This window comes from Lederbergia citrisecunda (assembly GCF_018343695.1).
Taxonomy (GTDB): Bacteria; Bacillota; Bacilli; order Bacillales; family Bacillaceae_C; genus Lederbergia; species Lederbergia citrisecunda.
This window is the reverse complement of the sequence record NZ_JAGYPJ010000002.1, coordinates 140,370-155,915: the sequence shown is the minus strand read 5'-3', so window position 1 is coordinate 155,915 and position 15,546 is coordinate 140,370. Positions and strand designations below refer to the sequence as shown.

General features: G+C 36.1%; 21 protein-coding genes and 1 pseudogene. 6 read left to right on the top strand and 16 right to left on the bottom strand.

What is annotated here, in order from left to right; translation table 11 throughout:
- The first annotated feature begins 80 nt into the window (after window positions 1-80).
- The 3 genes from KHA93_RS22860 to KHA93_RS22850 all read left to right on the top strand — a co-directional run bounded on the left by KHA93_RS22860 (window position 81) and on the right by KHA93_RS22850 (window position 1,822).
- The gene (locus KHA93_RS22860; protein ID WP_213113226.1) at window positions 81-584 is read left to right on the top strand and encodes a DUF3231 family protein; all 504 of its coding nucleotides are present in this window, start codon (window positions 81-83) and stop codon (window positions 582-584) included.
- Window positions 585-753: 169 nt separating this feature from the next.
- Window positions 754-1,230: a hypothetical protein gene (locus KHA93_RS22855; RefSeq protein ID WP_213113225.1), complete on the top strand. Its 477-nt coding sequence runs from the start codon at window positions 754-756 to the stop codon at window positions 1,228-1,230.
- Between the two features lie 478 nt (window positions 1,231-1,708).
- Window positions 1,709-1,822: a YjcZ family sporulation protein gene (locus tag KHA93_RS22850; RefSeq protein WP_213113224.1), complete on the top strand. Its 114-nt coding sequence runs from the start codon at window positions 1,709-1,711 to the stop codon at window positions 1,820-1,822.
- Window positions 1,823-1,892: 70 nt separating this feature from the next.
- Here KHA93_RS22850 and KHA93_RS22845 read toward each other — a convergent pair whose 3' ends face one another.
- The gene (locus KHA93_RS22845) at window positions 1,893-2,057 is read right to left on the bottom strand and encodes a hypothetical protein (protein WP_213113223.1); all 165 of its coding nucleotides are present in this window, start codon (window positions 2,055-2,057) and stop codon (window positions 1,893-1,895) included.
- Between the two features lie 6 nt (window positions 2,058-2,063).
- On the bottom strand, window positions 2,064-2,207 hold the full coding sequence (locus KHA93_RS22840) for a hypothetical protein (protein WP_213113222.1): 144 nt from the start codon (window positions 2,205-2,207) through the stop codon (window positions 2,064-2,066).
- A gap of 141 nt (window positions 2,208-2,348) precedes the next feature.
- On the opposite strand from KHA93_RS22840, the gene KHA93_RS22835 reads away from it, so the two are divergent.
- The gene (locus KHA93_RS22835) at window positions 2,349-2,948 is read left to right on the top strand and encodes a DUF421 domain-containing protein (RefSeq protein ID WP_213113221.1); all 600 of its coding nucleotides are present in this window, start codon (window positions 2,349-2,351) and stop codon (window positions 2,946-2,948) included.
- 280 nt (window positions 2,949-3,228) lie between these two features.
- Here KHA93_RS22835 and KHA93_RS22830 read toward each other — a convergent pair whose 3' ends face one another.
- The 5 genes from KHA93_RS22830 to KHA93_RS22810 all read right to left on the bottom strand — a co-directional run bounded on the left by KHA93_RS22830 (window position 3,229) and on the right by KHA93_RS22810 (window position 7,908).
- On the bottom strand, window positions 3,229-4,170 hold the full coding sequence (locus KHA93_RS22830) for an alpha/beta hydrolase (protein WP_213113220.1): 942 nt from the start codon (window positions 4,168-4,170) through the stop codon (window positions 3,229-3,231).
- A 57-nt stretch (window positions 4,171-4,227) separates the two neighbouring features.
- On the bottom strand, window positions 4,228-4,791 hold the full coding sequence (locus KHA93_RS22825) for a hypothetical protein (RefSeq protein ID WP_213113219.1): 564 nt from the start codon (window positions 4,789-4,791) through the stop codon (window positions 4,228-4,230).
- Between the two features lie 59 nt (window positions 4,792-4,850).
- On the bottom strand, window positions 4,851-6,119 hold the full coding sequence (locus KHA93_RS22820; protein WP_213113218.1) for an alkaline phosphatase: 1,269 nt from the start codon (window positions 6,117-6,119) through the stop codon (window positions 4,851-4,853).
- A gap of 84 nt (window positions 6,120-6,203) precedes the next feature.
- Window positions 6,204-7,067, bottom strand: a complete 864-nt coding sequence (locus KHA93_RS22815; protein WP_213113217.1) for an aldose epimerase family protein — start codon at window positions 7,065-7,067, stop codon at window positions 6,204-6,206.
- Between the two features lie 22 nt (window positions 7,068-7,089).
- A complete protein-coding gene (locus KHA93_RS22810; protein WP_213113216.1) occupies window positions 7,090-7,908 on the bottom strand; it encodes a histidinol-phosphatase in 819 nt (272 codons plus the stop codon).
- A gap of 265 nt (window positions 7,909-8,173) precedes the next feature.
- Between KHA93_RS22810 and KHA93_RS22805 the strand changes: the two genes are divergently transcribed.
- Window positions 8,174-8,590, top strand: a complete 417-nt coding sequence (locus KHA93_RS22805) for a hypothetical protein (RefSeq protein ID WP_213113215.1) — start codon at window positions 8,174-8,176, stop codon at window positions 8,588-8,590.
- Window positions 8,591-8,815: 225 nt separating this feature from the next.
- Here KHA93_RS22805 and KHA93_RS22800 read toward each other — a convergent pair whose 3' ends face one another.
- A complete protein-coding gene (locus tag KHA93_RS22800) occupies window positions 8,816-9,004 on the bottom strand; it encodes a hypothetical protein (RefSeq protein ID WP_213113214.1) in 189 nt (62 codons plus the stop codon).
- Between KHA93_RS22800 and KHA93_RS22795 the strand changes: the two are divergent.
- A pseudogene (locus KHA93_RS22795) lies at window positions 8,949-9,563 on the top strand (penicillin-binding transpeptidase domain-containing protein); the annotation flags it as partial. The gene KHA93_RS22800 and the pseudogene KHA93_RS22795 overlap by 56 nt on opposite strands.
- A gap of 46 nt (window positions 9,564-9,609) precedes the next feature.
- Here the strand turns inward: KHA93_RS22795 and KHA93_RS22790 are convergent.
- From KHA93_RS22790 to KHA93_RS22755, 8 genes are all read right to left on the bottom strand, one after another.
- Complete coding sequence (locus KHA93_RS22790) at window positions 9,610-9,966, bottom strand: hypothetical protein (RefSeq protein ID WP_213113213.1); 357 nt, start codon at window positions 9,964-9,966, stop codon at window positions 9,610-9,612.
- A gap of 147 nt (window positions 9,967-10,113) precedes the next feature.
- Window positions 10,114-11,088, bottom strand: coding sequence for an SPFH domain-containing protein (locus KHA93_RS22785; protein WP_213113212.1), 975 nt, complete (start codon window positions 11,086-11,088; stop codon window positions 10,114-10,116).
- Window positions 11,089-11,133: 45 nt separating this feature from the next.
- Window positions 11,134-11,907, bottom strand: a complete 774-nt coding sequence (locus tag KHA93_RS22780) for a TPM domain-containing protein (protein WP_213113211.1) — start codon at window positions 11,905-11,907, stop codon at window positions 11,134-11,136.
- On the bottom strand, window positions 11,901-12,929 hold the full coding sequence (locus tag KHA93_RS22775; protein ID WP_213113210.1) for a TFIIB-type zinc ribbon-containing protein: 1,029 nt from the start codon (window positions 12,927-12,929) through the stop codon (window positions 11,901-11,903). Before KHA93_RS22775 ends, KHA93_RS22780 begins: the two co-directional genes overlap by 7 nt.
- 82 nt (window positions 12,930-13,011) lie before the next feature.
- Complete coding sequence (locus tag KHA93_RS22770) at window positions 13,012-13,692, bottom strand: PspA/IM30 family protein (RefSeq protein WP_213113209.1); 681 nt, start codon at window positions 13,690-13,692, stop codon at window positions 13,012-13,014.
- An 81-nt stretch (window positions 13,693-13,773) separates the two neighbouring features.
- Window positions 13,774-14,088 carry a DMT family transporter gene (locus tag KHA93_RS22765; RefSeq protein WP_213113208.1) on the bottom strand — a complete coding sequence of 105 codons (315 nt, stop codon included), beginning with the start codon at window positions 14,086-14,088 and terminating at the stop codon, window positions 13,774-13,776.
- A 1-nt stretch (window position 14,089) separates the two neighbouring features.
- Window positions 14,090-14,428, bottom strand: coding sequence for a DMT family transporter (locus KHA93_RS22760; protein ID WP_213113207.1), 339 nt, complete (start codon window positions 14,426-14,428; stop codon window positions 14,090-14,092).
- 36 nt (window positions 14,429-14,464) lie between these two features.
- On the bottom strand, window positions 14,465-15,523 hold the full coding sequence (locus tag KHA93_RS22755) for a phosphotransferase enzyme family protein (protein ID WP_213113206.1): 1,059 nt from the start codon (window positions 15,521-15,523) through the stop codon (window positions 14,465-14,467).
- Window positions 15,524-15,546: the final 23 nt, after the last annotated feature.

Genomic DNA, 15,546 nt, shown 5'->3' with positions numbered 1-15,546 from the left:
GCAAAAAAATTTAAATGTATGTTTGTCTGGATGTAACAGAATATATAACCGATATTCAAAATATTGTTAGGAGGATTCAGGTGGGAATATTAAGTGGAAATCCAAAAGATGAACCGATGCACTATGGAGAAGTTTTCGGATTATGGACTTACCTAATGTCAACGAAAGGCCTAGTTGCTTGCTATCAAGTACATTTAAATCATGCAGGAGATTCAGACCTTCAATCATTACTGAAAGAATCAATCCAATTAACAGAACAAGAAGTTAGGGAAATAGAACTATTATTAAAAGAAACTGGAGTATCATTACCGCCTACTCCCCCAGATAGATCGAAAGCTGCCTTAGAAGATATACCACCAGGGGCTAGGTTACTTGATCCAGAAATTGCAGCATCATTGACTAGAGATGTCGCTGCCGGCCTGCTTTCATGTAGTACCATAATTGGTGAATCTATCCGTGAAGACATCGCCTTGATGTTCGTGAAATTCCATACACTAAGAGCAAACTTCGGAGCTAAATTACTTAGACTTGTTAAAGAGAAGGGCTGGCTTATTCCTCCTCCTCTTCATATTAGCTCTAAATAGGTCACTTTTTTTCCTGATAAAATCCACGTAAGTCCACTTCTTACCAAAGAGTGGACTTATTTATTTTCATGAATATCAAGAAGAGTGATTTTTTAAAGGAATAAAAGGGCTCGTAACGAATGTAATAATATTATACTGATTAAAATAAACAGGGAAGGGGAGAAATCCTTTGAAAAATGATGAGGATAAAGAAAAATTGCATATATGGCAGCCTGTTACAAATTTAAAGGCACAATATTTATATGATATTAATTTAACGAATGTAATCAGACATAGTGATTATCTAAAAATAACCCTTGAAGACTTACATGATAACCGACTTGATATCATCTATGACCAAAATATTACACCGTTAGAATACTACGTTTGGGCTTTTAGATTTTCAACTGAAATCGGCAGACATGATCTCCGTTTTACAGAAACAGATAGTAGTGGCAGAGTTGACCCTGAGGCTGCCTACTTTTGTAAAATGGAAAATTCCAAGTTCTTAAAAATGTTTGACTCGAATCCCCTGTATAATCGCAAAACTCACCCTAACTTAGAACATCATCTTTATATTACAGGAGACGAAGTATTCGAAGTTTTATCTGATTATGAACCAAGATTCATAGAAAAAAAGAATAGGCGAAGCCCCCGAAATAATTAATTTAGGGGGCTTTATTAACTTTTGATTTAGAAGTCTGCATGATAAAGACGTCTTCTTAAGAACTATCCACTTTTTCCATCAATAACGCCTAAATATCTCCATTATACTTTTTGCATTCCATATTGATCTTTTACACAGCCAAACAATTCCTTCCAAGTAAAGACATGCAGAGCCCACCGCCCCAAATCATATCATCGGTTCTAACATACCATTCTTTGTGGAGTTTATATTCGAAGTTCCATTTGTTTTCTGACTGAGATAAAGGATACACGACGACGGAAAAGTCGCTATTGGCTTAATTTAAAGAAAGGCCGTAAGTTTCCTATTCTACGTTGCTTGCGCTGGACAGCATAAGCCTAAAATCAATTGACTAACTCTCTTTACTTTTAAAAAATGGGCATTTTACGACTGTTCATTTAACACATAGATTCGGTTAGTACATAGAATAAGATATCCAGATTAAAGGAGGTGCCTTTTTATGAGTGGAGGCTTTGGAGGCGGAGGTTTCGCCTTAGTTGTAGTATTGTTCATTCTCTTAATTATCATTGGTGCATCATTTGTTGGTGGATGTGGCTTCGGAGGTTTCTATTAAAAGCCTGTGACCCATTAACATAAAAAAGGAAAAAGGCTTTTCTTTCTATTTAAAGTTAGAAAGAAAAGCTTTATTTTTCTAATAGCTGTCGGTTACGTTCCGCGAATACTTTCCAATCCTCTAAAAAACAAGAACTATTTAAACGGTATTTAATAACAAGCGATTTTTGTCTTGTCCCACAAACAGTTGGACTTCCTTCTTCATGCTCACGAGATCCGGGATTATCAAGCATCATTAAAATCTATTCATATATTTTATCCGCATTTTTATAACGAATTTTTTCGGAGCGAATTGCTTCATTCTTTTCATCGTTTTTTTCGTTTTCTTTTGGTCTTGGATTTATTTTTTCATTGTCTTTAATAAATTTCATATCCCAAATTTCCATATCGGTAAATTTCCTCCCACTTTAAAGTTCAGTTTATCTTCTCCAAATAATTGGTCCTTATTCCTTACCAAATAATACTTGTATGTTTATAAGAAATTGGCAAAAAATAATATTTAACATGAACAAAAGAGGGTTTTATGAATGGACTTAGATTTGATATGGAAGGTTCTGTTAATTTTTGCCATAGGTACAATATATTTAAGGGTAAGTGGGAGAAAAACGATATCCCAAATGACAATGCCAGAAGCCATCATTATGATCGCCTTTGGTACGATGCTTATTCAACCTGTAACGAGTAAAAATATATGGACTACTATGGTCGTTGGGGCGGTTTTTATTTTAGCACTTATTATAACAGAGCTAATTCAATTAAAATCTGATTTCCTTGAGACGATAATTTCTGGTAAATCTGTACCAGTTGTTGAAAAAGGACAGCTTAATGAAAAACAGTTAAAAAAATTAAGATTAACGGTCGATAAATTAGAGGAACGGCTTCGCCAACTCGGTATCGCTTCGATTAACGACTTGGAAACGGCAACAGTTGAAGTGAATGGAAAAATTGGATACACCTTAAAACCTGAAAAACAGCCAGCTACGAAAGAAGATATTCAAACACTTATTCAATTAATACAAACCGGTCAGTTGAACAAACCAATTATTAGTAATAACAAAAATGAAAACATATTTGCAGAAATCACTAATAATCATTCTGTGGACCCACCACCGAAGTATTTACAATAAGAAAAATGGATATGATTGTATATCGACGTGGAGACTTACACAAAATAGTTCCGTCTAAGTACACACAGGAGATAGCTGTTTTGAGTCAAATACAAAAAACACGATGAATCATTAAGATTTGTTAGGGTTAGTGCAATTTGAACGATTCATTCGTTTTTACATGGGCTTGGTTGTTAATTTTTCATAGTAAGGGATGCTCATCGTTAGTCCAGAATTACGCATTCATTTGACATATATACAACGAAAAACACTGTTCTTCTAAGGAACAGTGCTTCGTTTTTTATATAGGTATATTATTTTTATGAAGCTGTTTAATAATCCACTGCTGCACTAGCCTATATACCTCATCTTTATTAATTTCATTCAACATTTCATGTCTACCATCTTCAAAAAATGTGGAATCTATGTTTAATAGCCCAATATCTTTATATTGCTGGATAACCTTTAATACTTTATTGCCTCCAACTGGATCTTGATCTCCACTGAAAAATAACATTGGCATATTTTTTGAAATGTATTGATTGAGGTTTGGATCATGAATTTTTTCCAAGCCTTCAAACAGATCATAAAAAAATCCTGAGCTGCAAACAAAGCCGCAATGAGGATCATTGATATATTTCTCAACTTCATTGTGATTGCGTGAAAGCCAATCAAATGGTGTTTTAGGATTTTGGATGCGCTTATTAAAAGAACCAAAGGAAAGCCGATCAAGGAATGGGCTTGGTGTCGTTGGACTTTTTATGCGCCCTTCCCATTTTGCCATTAGTTTTCCTAATTTCCCTGCTAAACCAGGGCTTCCAGCAGTGCCAGAAAGAACGACTCCATGGACAGAGGATGAATATTTTTGAATAAATCTTCTTACTAGAAAAGATCCCATACTATGCCCCATCAAAAAAATCGGAATTTTGGGGTATTCATGATGGATCGATTGGTTGATTATATAAAGATCCTCTACAACACGATCAAAACCATTTTCTTCAGCAAAGAAACCAACAAAACCAGCTTTTTCTCCTGTGTGACCATGACCTCGATGGTCATTTCCGTAGACGAAGATTCCATTTTCAACTAGATGCTCCGCAAATTCATTGTACCTATCTATATGCTCAGCCATGCCGTGGGCAAGTTGAATAATGGCAATCGGTTGAGCATCCGTCTCATTCCATCTTTTCACATAAATTTCAACCCCGTCATCCATCTGTAACCAGTTAATAGAAGCCTTCATTCCGTGCCCCCACCCATTTTTTTCTCTATTATATCATTTACCATAGATTGGAAGATGTCATTTCATTACTGAAAATCCAATATCCGCATTTAGTGTATAGTTTGTTTGATCTGTTCCGTTTTTGTTATGAGTGAAAAATTCAGCTTTTCCATGAATAATGTACTTCCCTTCAGGAAATCCATTGTTGGCAATTTCCTTAACGAATTTGATGTATTCTTTTTTATCATTTTCACCGTATCTACCAGAAAAAGTATATTTTTCACGGAATGGTTTATCTTTATGAAGAATTGTTGTGATAAGAGGCTCAGCCATTCCATATCCAATTTCAATTTCCCTCGTTTTCTCCTCTATCGGAAAATAAAAAGGTGAAGCAGCATGATAAATTTCAATTGAATCATCAGAGCCCACATAAGTAAGCTCAGCGAAGACGGCAATATCACCATTTTCATATACGTCCTTTTCACTGAATAACCTATATATGAAATCTCCTTCCTTTACTTCCACTTCAGCTGGCGGTAATTGAATTACTGTATTTTCCTGTAATTTGTTTGCGTTTGTTCCGCATGCAACGAGAGTCAGTATGATCAATAGAAATAGAACGATAAAAGTATTTTTTTTCAAGAAAATAACCTCCTTGTAAAATACGACGTAAGGTCTTAAGGAAGGTTACATTGAATTTCTCACTGGAGTCTAATATTCATAACCTTTGCCATTATTTTTGGCAGCTCCGTATTATCATGCAATCCTCTAAATAATTCCGCTCCAGGACCATATGCATACACTGGAATGTCCACCCCCGTATGTTGCGAAGTAGTCCACCCAATAAGCGCCCGTTCAGATATAATCTTATTTATTGCTTTTACTGGTTTATCAGCTTGTTCTATTCTTTTAACTTCTTCTTTAGTCAAATCAATTCCTGCATATTTTTTCATGATTTCCTTCGCATTGCTTCGCTTTTTATTCAATTCCATTTCCATAAAACGACCAGATGCTTTAACTTGGCGAAGCAGATCCAATTTAGCATCATACTTATCATACGCCCCTACGGACATACCACCATTATCGTGGTCACCTGCTATAACTACGAGCGTGTTTTTATTTTTTTGGGCAAAATCTACTGCTATCTCCACCGCCTTTTCAAAAGCTTCTATGTCTTTCATCGCCCAAGCCGCATCATTATCATGGCCGGCCCAATCAATTTGGCTCCCTTCTACCATTAAGAAGAACCCTTTTTTGTTTTGATTCAGTATTTTTAAAGCTGTTTTCGTCATATCTTCAAGACTTGGCTCACTTGTCAAATGGCGATCCAATTCAGGAACCATTCCTTCACTTGCAAACAGGCCGAGTAGTTTTTCCGGCTTTTTTACATTGCTTAACTCCGTTTTATTCGTTACGATCTCATACCCTTTCTTTCTCCCGCTTTCCATTAGTGAAGTGAAATACTTTTTTCCTCCCCCAAGAAGCACATCCACTTCATTATCTAGATATTGCACGGCGATTTCAGACTCGTCTTTACGAGATAATACGTGCGCTCCGAAAGCAGCCGGTGTTGCGTATGTAATGGTCGAAGTGGCGACAAGTCCTGTTCCTTTACCTACTTCTTTAGCAGCTTCCAATATCGTCTTTAGCTTTTTTCCGTCTGAAGATACACCAATCATGCCATTGTTCGTTTTGAACCCCGTCGCCATTGCGGTTGCCGCCGCCGCCGAATCTGTTACCGGTGAATTGGCAGAATATGTTTGGTGCATGCCGACTAACATTGAATCCATAATCGATTCTTTTCCTTTATATAAACGATAATTTGTTGCATAAGAAGTTGAAAAACCATCTGGAATCAAGAATATAACATTCTTTACTACTGCATTTTCCGTTGCTTGAACTTGGGATATAGGAATAGTTAAAAAAATAATAAAGGAAACTAGCCAAATATGTAAAAATCTTTGTTTCATTCTCATACCCTCCTTCATTGTTGAACAGTTTATCATTTGTACTAGAGGTATCTTTTATACAAAAAAACAGTAGACCAACTTGGCCTACTGCACAGATATAGTTAAAAATGTTTTTAATGATTCGCCTATTCCAACAAAGTATAATTCTTCTTTCCGATTCATCTCATCTGTTTGCGCAATCCATGGTTCCACACACAGGAAATCTTGTCCTTGTTCCGTCCATAAATACACATATTTAAATTCCTCGCCATAGTTCATCGTAACCTTTTTATCGATTTCGGGTAATGTAAAAGCAATTTCTTGTTTCTCGACATCTAGTAATACAAAGGATTCTTTTTTATCAGATAAATCTAATCCGTCCGCGACATTTTTGATTTCAAAGTCGTTATCATCACGATAGGTTTTCGCGTCCGTTTCGTAATCAAGATTTTTATTCGATGTTTTAAAATATGGATGGAAACCTGCATATATAGGCATTTCAGCATCAGATTTATTCACATATTCCTGTAAAATCTGTAGCTGATTATCCTTTAAAATATATGTATAAATTACTTCAAAATCGAACGGATATGCATTTTTAGTTTTTTCATTGCTAGTTAATTTTAATGTAATGGAAGCACACTCATCCGATTGCGTATCGATGACTTCCCACGGAAGATTTCTAGCGAATCCGTGGTTTTTCATTTTGTACACGGTACCTTTCCATTCGTATTCACCGTCACGCAATTGGCCCGATATCGGAAATAGAATAGGTATTCCACCGCGAACATTTACCTCTTCGTCATAGAATGTTTTTTTATTTAGAAATAACGTTTCTACTCCATCCACACCAAAAGCTGTAATGATGCCCCCTCTTTCAGGTGCTACTTTTATCCAAGAACCGGACTCTTTATCTTTTAAGTGATAGATAGTAAATTTTTCATCTTTTTCTTTCGTAATCTCGTACATTCGATAACAACCTTTCTGCGAATTATAAAGAAGTAAGATATCTTTTCTTTTCTCGAAAATAAGCCCACTCTTTGAATCCGATTTCTTTTAATTTTGCTCTAACTAATTCAAAATCATCGCCAACACGTTCAGGATCGTGTGCATCAGAGCCAAATGTAACGTTAACGCCATGATAAAGCGCACGTTCAAGAATTTCATCAGCTGGATACCATCCACCACAATCTTTCGTTTTTCCAGACGTATTAATTTCAATCGCCACATCATTTTCAGCAATTATTTTCAAAGTGTGATCCACTACATCAGTTTGAATGGAAGAAAAGTCTGGATAAAATCCTTTCATCGCGTCAATATGACCTAAGATTTGAAATACACCACAGCTTGCGGACTGTTGAATTAGTTCATAGTAAGCTTCTTTTGTCTGAACTCTTTCTTTTTCCGTCAGCCCATCCCAACGTTCCTTTTTGAAAATACTTACTCCGTTTACAAAATGAACGGATCCAATAATATAATCGAAAGGATAGGAATCAAAATAACTTTGGTATAAATCAATATATTCTGGAAAAAAATCTGACTCAACACCTAAAAGAACATCGATTTTTCCTTTATACTCCTCTTTCAGCTGTAAAACTTCCTTCACATATTCAGGGAACGTGCTTTTTGCCATCGCAATATTAGGATGAAGCTGGTCCTTATCACTAGCAAAATAAGGAGAATGGTCGGAGATGCCAATCATATCCATCCCACTTTGAATCGCCGCTTCAATATAATCCCGAATATCAGCTCGTGCATGACCGCAACGAAGATGATGGGTATGAAAATCAAATTTTAGATGGGAGTCCATATAATTCCTCCAATTCAAATAATTGTTTCTTCCATTCTATCATACTGTAAAGTGAAGCATATTACCGATTTTGCGCATTATATTTCCAATTGTTCTAACTCTACTACCGATTACTCGGAGATTATTACCGATAGTGTTATTTGGATCAATAATTTTGGAAAGTATTATTAATTCACATTAACCTTATCAGAATAATTAATTGTTCGTAATTGATTACTATAATATAATTATATATATTTTCATGTACTTAACGGAGGAATACAATTTGGAGACTATAAAAATTTCACTACCAACCGCCTTTATGTTAGAAACATTAAGGGCTAATGGCGTTACGGACGAACAAATACTCAAACAAATTAATAAAAAAGATGTAAGTCCTTGGCAAAAAATTGATACAACCTTCGACTTTCAAGAACTTGTAAATCTAGCAACGAATAGTGAGAAGGATTTTGAATCTATCATTACAGATGGATATTCAGTAAAATTTATGACAATTAATGGACTTAAAAACCTACTACGTCTAAAATTTAATAAGATTCAAGATCAAGATTATCAACAAACAGAAAAAGGAATCACAGATCTCATTTTAACTGAGCAAGAATTGGCGACGATAAAACAAATGCTTTCAAAAAACTGTATCCTTCATGTTTATGGGAATAAGATTAGCATTGATTTCTATTGAATTATTAGGTTCCTGCAAAATAGTAGGGACCTTTCGTATTACTTTTACTAGATGGAAGACTAAATGATTTTTGATGTTCTATTCATTCTAGTATTTTATTTCTACATATATCTTTATCAAGTTCCCATTGGTGGATCTGCATAATTGAGGATACCCTCTATTCATTCTCATTCTTCTTAGTTGGACCTTGAATGGACTTCAGATCATAACGAATTCCTATACAACTTACCCTATTTCTTTAATAGCTTTAGCGATTTTTTCTATACCCAAATTAATATGCTTTTCTTCCACTTGAGAAACACTTAATCGAATCATGTTTTCTTTTTTATATTGGGGCAAATACATAATACTTGCATAAAGAAGCACAGAAACATTTACTCCGGAATCTACTATCAAAGTGCCGAATGCCATCATTGGGCTAACAATGAAAGCTGTAAAAGATGAATACGAAGTGAAAAGATGGGACGGAGTCGTCAGGGAATTGGAAGAGTGGAATACCGATCATTCATTAGCTTCTGCTATGAGGCAATCAGCGATCTGGTTTTATCAAGATATGGCAAGAGATATTGGTACCAAACAAATGCAGAGCAATATTAATAAATTGAATTATGGAAATCAGGATATTTCCGGAGGCATTGATACCTTTTGGTTAGATAGCAGCTTGAAAATTTCAGCCAGTGAACAAGCAAGGTTTATTGATAACCTTGTCAAAGAGGAATTGCTATTTGATAAACAAGTATTGAAAACTGTGAAAAGAATGATGATTAACGATGATCAAGATAATTATGTGATCCATGGAAAAACTGGCACGAGACTATCAGATTTAGGCTTAGGCTGGTACGTTGGATATGTTGAAACTTCAAAGGATGTATGGGTTTTTGCAACAAATGTGGACAGCAGTGGGACGGTTGCAAAGAATATTACACTCGAATGTTTACGTGAGTTAAAAATCATTAATAGTCATAGTAGATAAATTCGGATAAAAAACAGAGGGGGCAATTGGGCACCCTCTGTTTACTTTATTTATATATCATCTGCTCATTTGGAATCATTGTCGAGTTTGAGTCTTCTCTTCCTTTTACTTTATCAATTTTTTCAATAAACATTTGGAAGACTTTCTTTTTCTCCTCCAAGTCTCTGATTCCTTCTTTTAATTCGTTGAACCGTTCTTGAAAAGGAGTATGATAAAGATGGCGAATATTACGGATAATCTCTTCATTTACAGTAGATTGAATGACTTGTTTCGTGATGCTGAATTTATAAGAATATACTTGCAGCTCTCTTTTTATTTCCTCATATTCTTTTTCAATGTCCACTAAAATTTCGCCTATTTCATCTTTCCATTCTTCCAAGGATTTTTTTACATGGGCTTCCATAGTCAAACTCCTTTTTCATCAAGGCATTTTTATCTTATCGCTAGACAAAATAGTTGCTATCTTACATATTAGCGATTCATCTTTTCAATAAGATAACGATAGAATTACAGCTTATCAACATTTGATGAAAAAGGAGTTACAGTTGTATTAAACTAGTTTCTGCCCACAATTCGAGCAGAAATTCCCTCCACTCGTTTTTTGCCCACAGTTTGGACAGAAATTCGGAATTTTATTACCGTTCGCGTTATTTCCTTGAGACGACTGATTCTGATTTTGATTCTGATTCATGTTTTTCAACATTTCATTGGCGACATTCATTCCCATCATCATGCCCGCCATATCTGCTGCCGCACCGCCGCCTTTTACTTTTCCAGATGCAATACCATCTGTCATCTCAACTTGCTGATACTTTTGAATATCGCCAATCATTCCGTGGGAAGCCGTTTTTGTAATCATCTCTTGAATTTTCTCTGGATAATTGAAGCTCATAATATTGAATCCAGTAATCGTCATGCCACTATCAATGACTTGCATGTCTAAGTCTTCCTTAATTCCTTTTGCTATTTCAAAAGAGTTTGCCTGAAGATTGAACATATCTTTTCCTTCTTGACTAATCCACTTCATTAGCAGCTGGTCGAGAATCGAAACAATCCTAATTTTTACATCTTCAACAAGATAACTATTTTTCACGCCGGCAATTTTATCAATCAAAGCGATGTAATCATTCACTTTAAAATTAAATGTACCATTTGCACGGATAGGCATACCGCCTGGAAGCATTGGTGTCGGGATGTTAATAGCATTTTTCGTACCCCATTTCACCGTAAATTCTTTCGTGTTCACGAATAAAACTTCCACTCGCATGCCACTATTGAAGCCAAATTTAAATCCTTTTAATGTGGATAAAAAAGGAATAATTTGCGATTCAATATTATAATCCCCTTCGTCGGTAAAAATCCCTTCAATCTTACCATTATTAATAAAAATGGCGTCTTGTCCGGGACGAATAATCAGTCTACTACCTTTTTTAATTTCCCGATTACTCCATTTCCAAAAAATCATATCGTCCCTAAATTCTTCCCATTCAACGACGTTAGCAAATTGATTTCTGAATAAAGACATGTATCACCAATTCCTTTCTTCTTAAAATGTGTTTAATGGCGTTTATTAAAATTTACCCCCACTACCACTATGGGAGTGTCCTCCACTTGTAAATCCGCCACCGCCACGGCTGCCTCCGCCACTATTATTATCCGAAGGTTTTCTTCGCTTCGTTGTCGTTGTTCTAATATAAATATCTCTTCTATCCAGTACCCTTGAATTATTCTTATCTTCGTACGTACTTCTGTTGATTGTTACTCTTCCACCTGAATTATAAGCCATTATCCCAACAATAATTCCTGCTAACCCAAGTGAACAAATGATTTGAAACCATATGTTAAAAAATATATTATCTGGATCTACACCTGGCTTGAATCCCATATATTTATAGGACGTTTTAATAAAAGTCTCGAATGCATGTTCATAGTTTCCATTGGACAAATCAGGTGTTATTTTTTCACGTATTTGAGTTAGCCTCTTGTCATCCAAATATTTCTCAGCTTTATAAAAACCAGCCAAATAGATGTTACGCCCCTTCATATCAATGGTAAGAATGGCTGCATTCCCATGTGGTTTATCGTAGCCAGGAGCGGTTTCATCATAAAAATCTTCCATGTATTTTTTTGCAGTTTTGCCTTCTGTATCATTCGTCGTCAAAATAATGAAATCCGTGTTTCTCTTAGCTCCATATTCATTCGCCAACGCTTCAAGCCTTTGAATTTGATCTTCATTTAATAGTCCAGCATAGTCATAGATTTTTTGTTCTGATGCATGAGCATTTATGGTAAATGGCATTAAAATCAAAATGAAGGCAAAAATGAACAAATATTTTTTCACCATAGCCCACCACCTAAAGCAAGCGAAATGAGTTTTAGTACGATAAAAGTGGACCCCGCGATGCCTCCGAACCACATTCCCACTTTTCCTATGCTGATTGGAGGTTTTCCGACTACTTTTCCCGTCTGACCATTCATCGCAAAAGTGTGCTCCGCTTTATCATAGTCATAATAGACCATCCATACAGGAAAAAGAGCATAAATACTCCGCATCTTATTCGTGTCTATCTGTTTATTTTTATATGAAACGGTAGAATAGCCAGAGATGGTGGAGCTAATATATGAGTCAATAAAACCTTGAATTTTTGACTTTACCCGTGGTAACAATTCCTTATCATCGTAATTGTACTTTTCCGCAATATACCCCGCGAGATAAGGAGTTTTAAAATCTTTTAAATCCGTATAGTGATATGGTTCCAGTTTATCCATCATTCCATCAACCATTTTTTCCGATGCATCAACCGGGACTTTTAGATAATCGAGATTAATATCACGATATACATCAAAAAATTGTGTCTCCGTATAAATATAATCTCCTCGAGTATACGTTCGAACCTTTGTCCCCGTGGCGTTCACCTTTACTTTACTATTTAAATCGTACAACCAAAAAGGAACATACATACCAGTTATGTTTTTTATTCGATCCGCACTCATAAAACCTTTAGGTGTTAGACGTCCATTTTTACACCAGGTCTTGAACGCTTGGATAGCTTCGTCCTTACTGATGGAAAACGGAATAACTTTCCCTGGGGCCAATATGCCGGAAAGCCGATCGGCCAATACGACTCCCGCTCCACAGAAATTGCAAGTAGTAGCTGCTGTGTCAGCATCTGTAATGATGACGGCACCACAGTTTTTACAATGGTATTCATTCGCCTCACCCTCTGAAAATGTTGCTGTGATGAGATCCTCGCTGAAGTTTTCAATATTTTCGGTTCTCCCACAACTATGACATAAAAGTGTACCCGTCTCACTGTCAAATGTCATATCATCTCCACAGTTAGGGCATTTATATTGTAAAACCATCTGCTTCACCTCTTTCGTTAAAAGCTATTTCATCTATGAAAGCTGTAGCCTAAGCTACAGCTTTCGTTAAAGACTTCTTATGTTATTCTTTGTTTTTCAATGTTGCTTTTAGTGCTTCCAATTCATCTTCAACGCCTGCTGTATCATTATCATATTTAGCGGCTAAATCCTTTATGTCATCTTTTGGAGCACTGTTTAATTCTGCCATCGCTGTAGCCTCATCGAGAGCTTTATTCACCTTTTCTTCCATTCTCTCAAACGCTGAAATGGAATGACCTGCACCAGCTACGGAAGAACCGATTTTATTAATTCTTTCTTGTGTTTTAGCAACTGCCATCTTTCCTTTAAGCATCGATCTGCGGGATTCTAACTCACCAATATCTGCTATAAGCTTATCATGCATTTGTCTCATTCTGACTGCGTTATTGGCAGCTAAATTATATGCTTCTGTTAGTTCTGCTTCTTTGGAAACAAAAACTGATTTCCGCTCCAAGAATTTTCTTGCATCATCGTCATTTCCAGCTTCAACTGCTTTTATAGCATAGTTTTGCATTTTTTCAATATCGGATTTACACTCATCTAGAGCTCTTTTTGCTCTTTGTTCTTCTGCCATCACCGAAGCTGTTTCTGCTTTCACTTTTCCTAAGTCACTATTGAGGTTTCGCATGTATTGATCAATCATTTTCTCCGGATTTTCAGCCTTGTCTAATAACGCATTAATATTACTAGCCATAATATCTCTAAACCTAGATAAGATTCCCATTTTAATGCCCTCCTCGAAAATTTTTATTTAGTGTATATACTTTACATATTCATTAAAGGTTTCATTTTTATAAAAAAAAAATTAACCAAGCAGTTTTAAGCCTACAGCGCCTGAGATGATACATAAAAGAAAAGCAATACGTTTCCAACCTGCTGATTCTTTGAAAAATAATATTCCCATAATGACAGCACCCGCCGCTCCTAATCCCGTCCAAACGGCATAGGCGGTTCCTAATGGGATGTCTCTCATTGCAAGAGAAAGAAAAACAAATCCAAGTCCAAATGTAGAAATGATAAGAATAAGTCTACTAATTGATTTTTTTTGAAGAAAAAGATTAATGCTCATAACCCCAAAAATTTCACCGCAGCTCGCTATAAAAAGATATATCCATGCCATTTTAATTCTCACCCGCTTCTTTTGACGTTTGATCCTCTGTTGTCATTTTAATCCCAATGACTCCAATAATTATTAATCCGATAAATAAAAACTGATAAACGGAAAAGTCTGCATGAAAGAAAATAATATCAACGAGAACAATTAAAGCTGCACCTGATCCGGTAAATACAGCATAGACCGTTCCCGAAGGTAACTTTTCACAAGCTTTAATGATAAAAAAGAAACTAAACACAATCATAATAATGGTGCCGAGCCATTCCAAAAATGTAGTGGAATATCTAAGGCCAACCACCCAAAAAACTTCTACAATTGTAGCAAAAAATACATAAAGCCAACCCATTTATACGATTCCTCCAGTAAATGAATTGGCTTTATTTTAACACATAGGTGATCTAAATACTTCCTGCCATCTTTCCAGCTCTTTAACAATTTTTAGCGCCCATTGAACTTGAGAAAGCATGCCATTAGCGTGATTTCGGGCTGTTTCCTCGCCATCGAGCAATGCGATCCACCCTCCGATTGACCAAAGCGGCTGCCTTGCCAGTGCTAATGGAAGGGCATTACGTTCGTTCGCTGTTAATAGTTCACCTAAACTACTATCATAAGCGTTAATCGAATGGCTCAGAGGCGCTAAGCGTTCCTCTTCGTATTGAAAGATCAAGAAATAAAGGGTCAACGCGAGATCGTCGATACGTGCTCTCTCTCCCATAAAATCAAAATCAGCAACAAGAACTACTCGATCATCTCGAAAAAACACATTATTATCCCAGAAATCTCCGTGAACAAGCTGACGTGGAAGAGTTGAAACGATAGGAGTTTCTTTGGCTGAGACAAGTTCTGATAGTTCCTCAGCTGCATCTGCCAGTTGCTTCTCTCCATCTGTTAAGTTTTCCCATCCCTTAATACGATGAATTCCTTTACGCGTGTTAGCAAGAACATCTTCGGGTTTAATGTAATTCGCAAAGAGGGGATGTTTGCCTTGTTTACTGACTTGGACATTCCTTAAAATCGTATGAATTTTTCCAAGTAAAGGAAGGCCTTTTTCCACACGGTCCCATGTATCCATTACTCCATCACTTTCAATATAAGCTTCAACTTCCACAAGACGCTGATCATAAACTATATAAGATTGCCCATCTTTAGTTAGGACAACATCAGAAGTCGGCACTCCACCTTCTCTTAATTTTCGCCGAACATATTGAATATCTTGAAGCCTTTCCTTGCTGACGTAAGGTCGATAAACACGAATAACATATTTATCATTGTTAGCGGTTACAAGTAAATTTAAATTTGAAGATCCTCCTAAGTCGATAACATCATTAGAGATAGGTAGATTGAAAGCATCGCGGATTGCTTCCAACAGATCTTTTGTAGGAATAGCCCGAAGACCTCGCTTCCCACCTCCTGCATTATCTGCATTAGAATGATGAACCATTGTTTCCCCTCCTTTGAAAAATA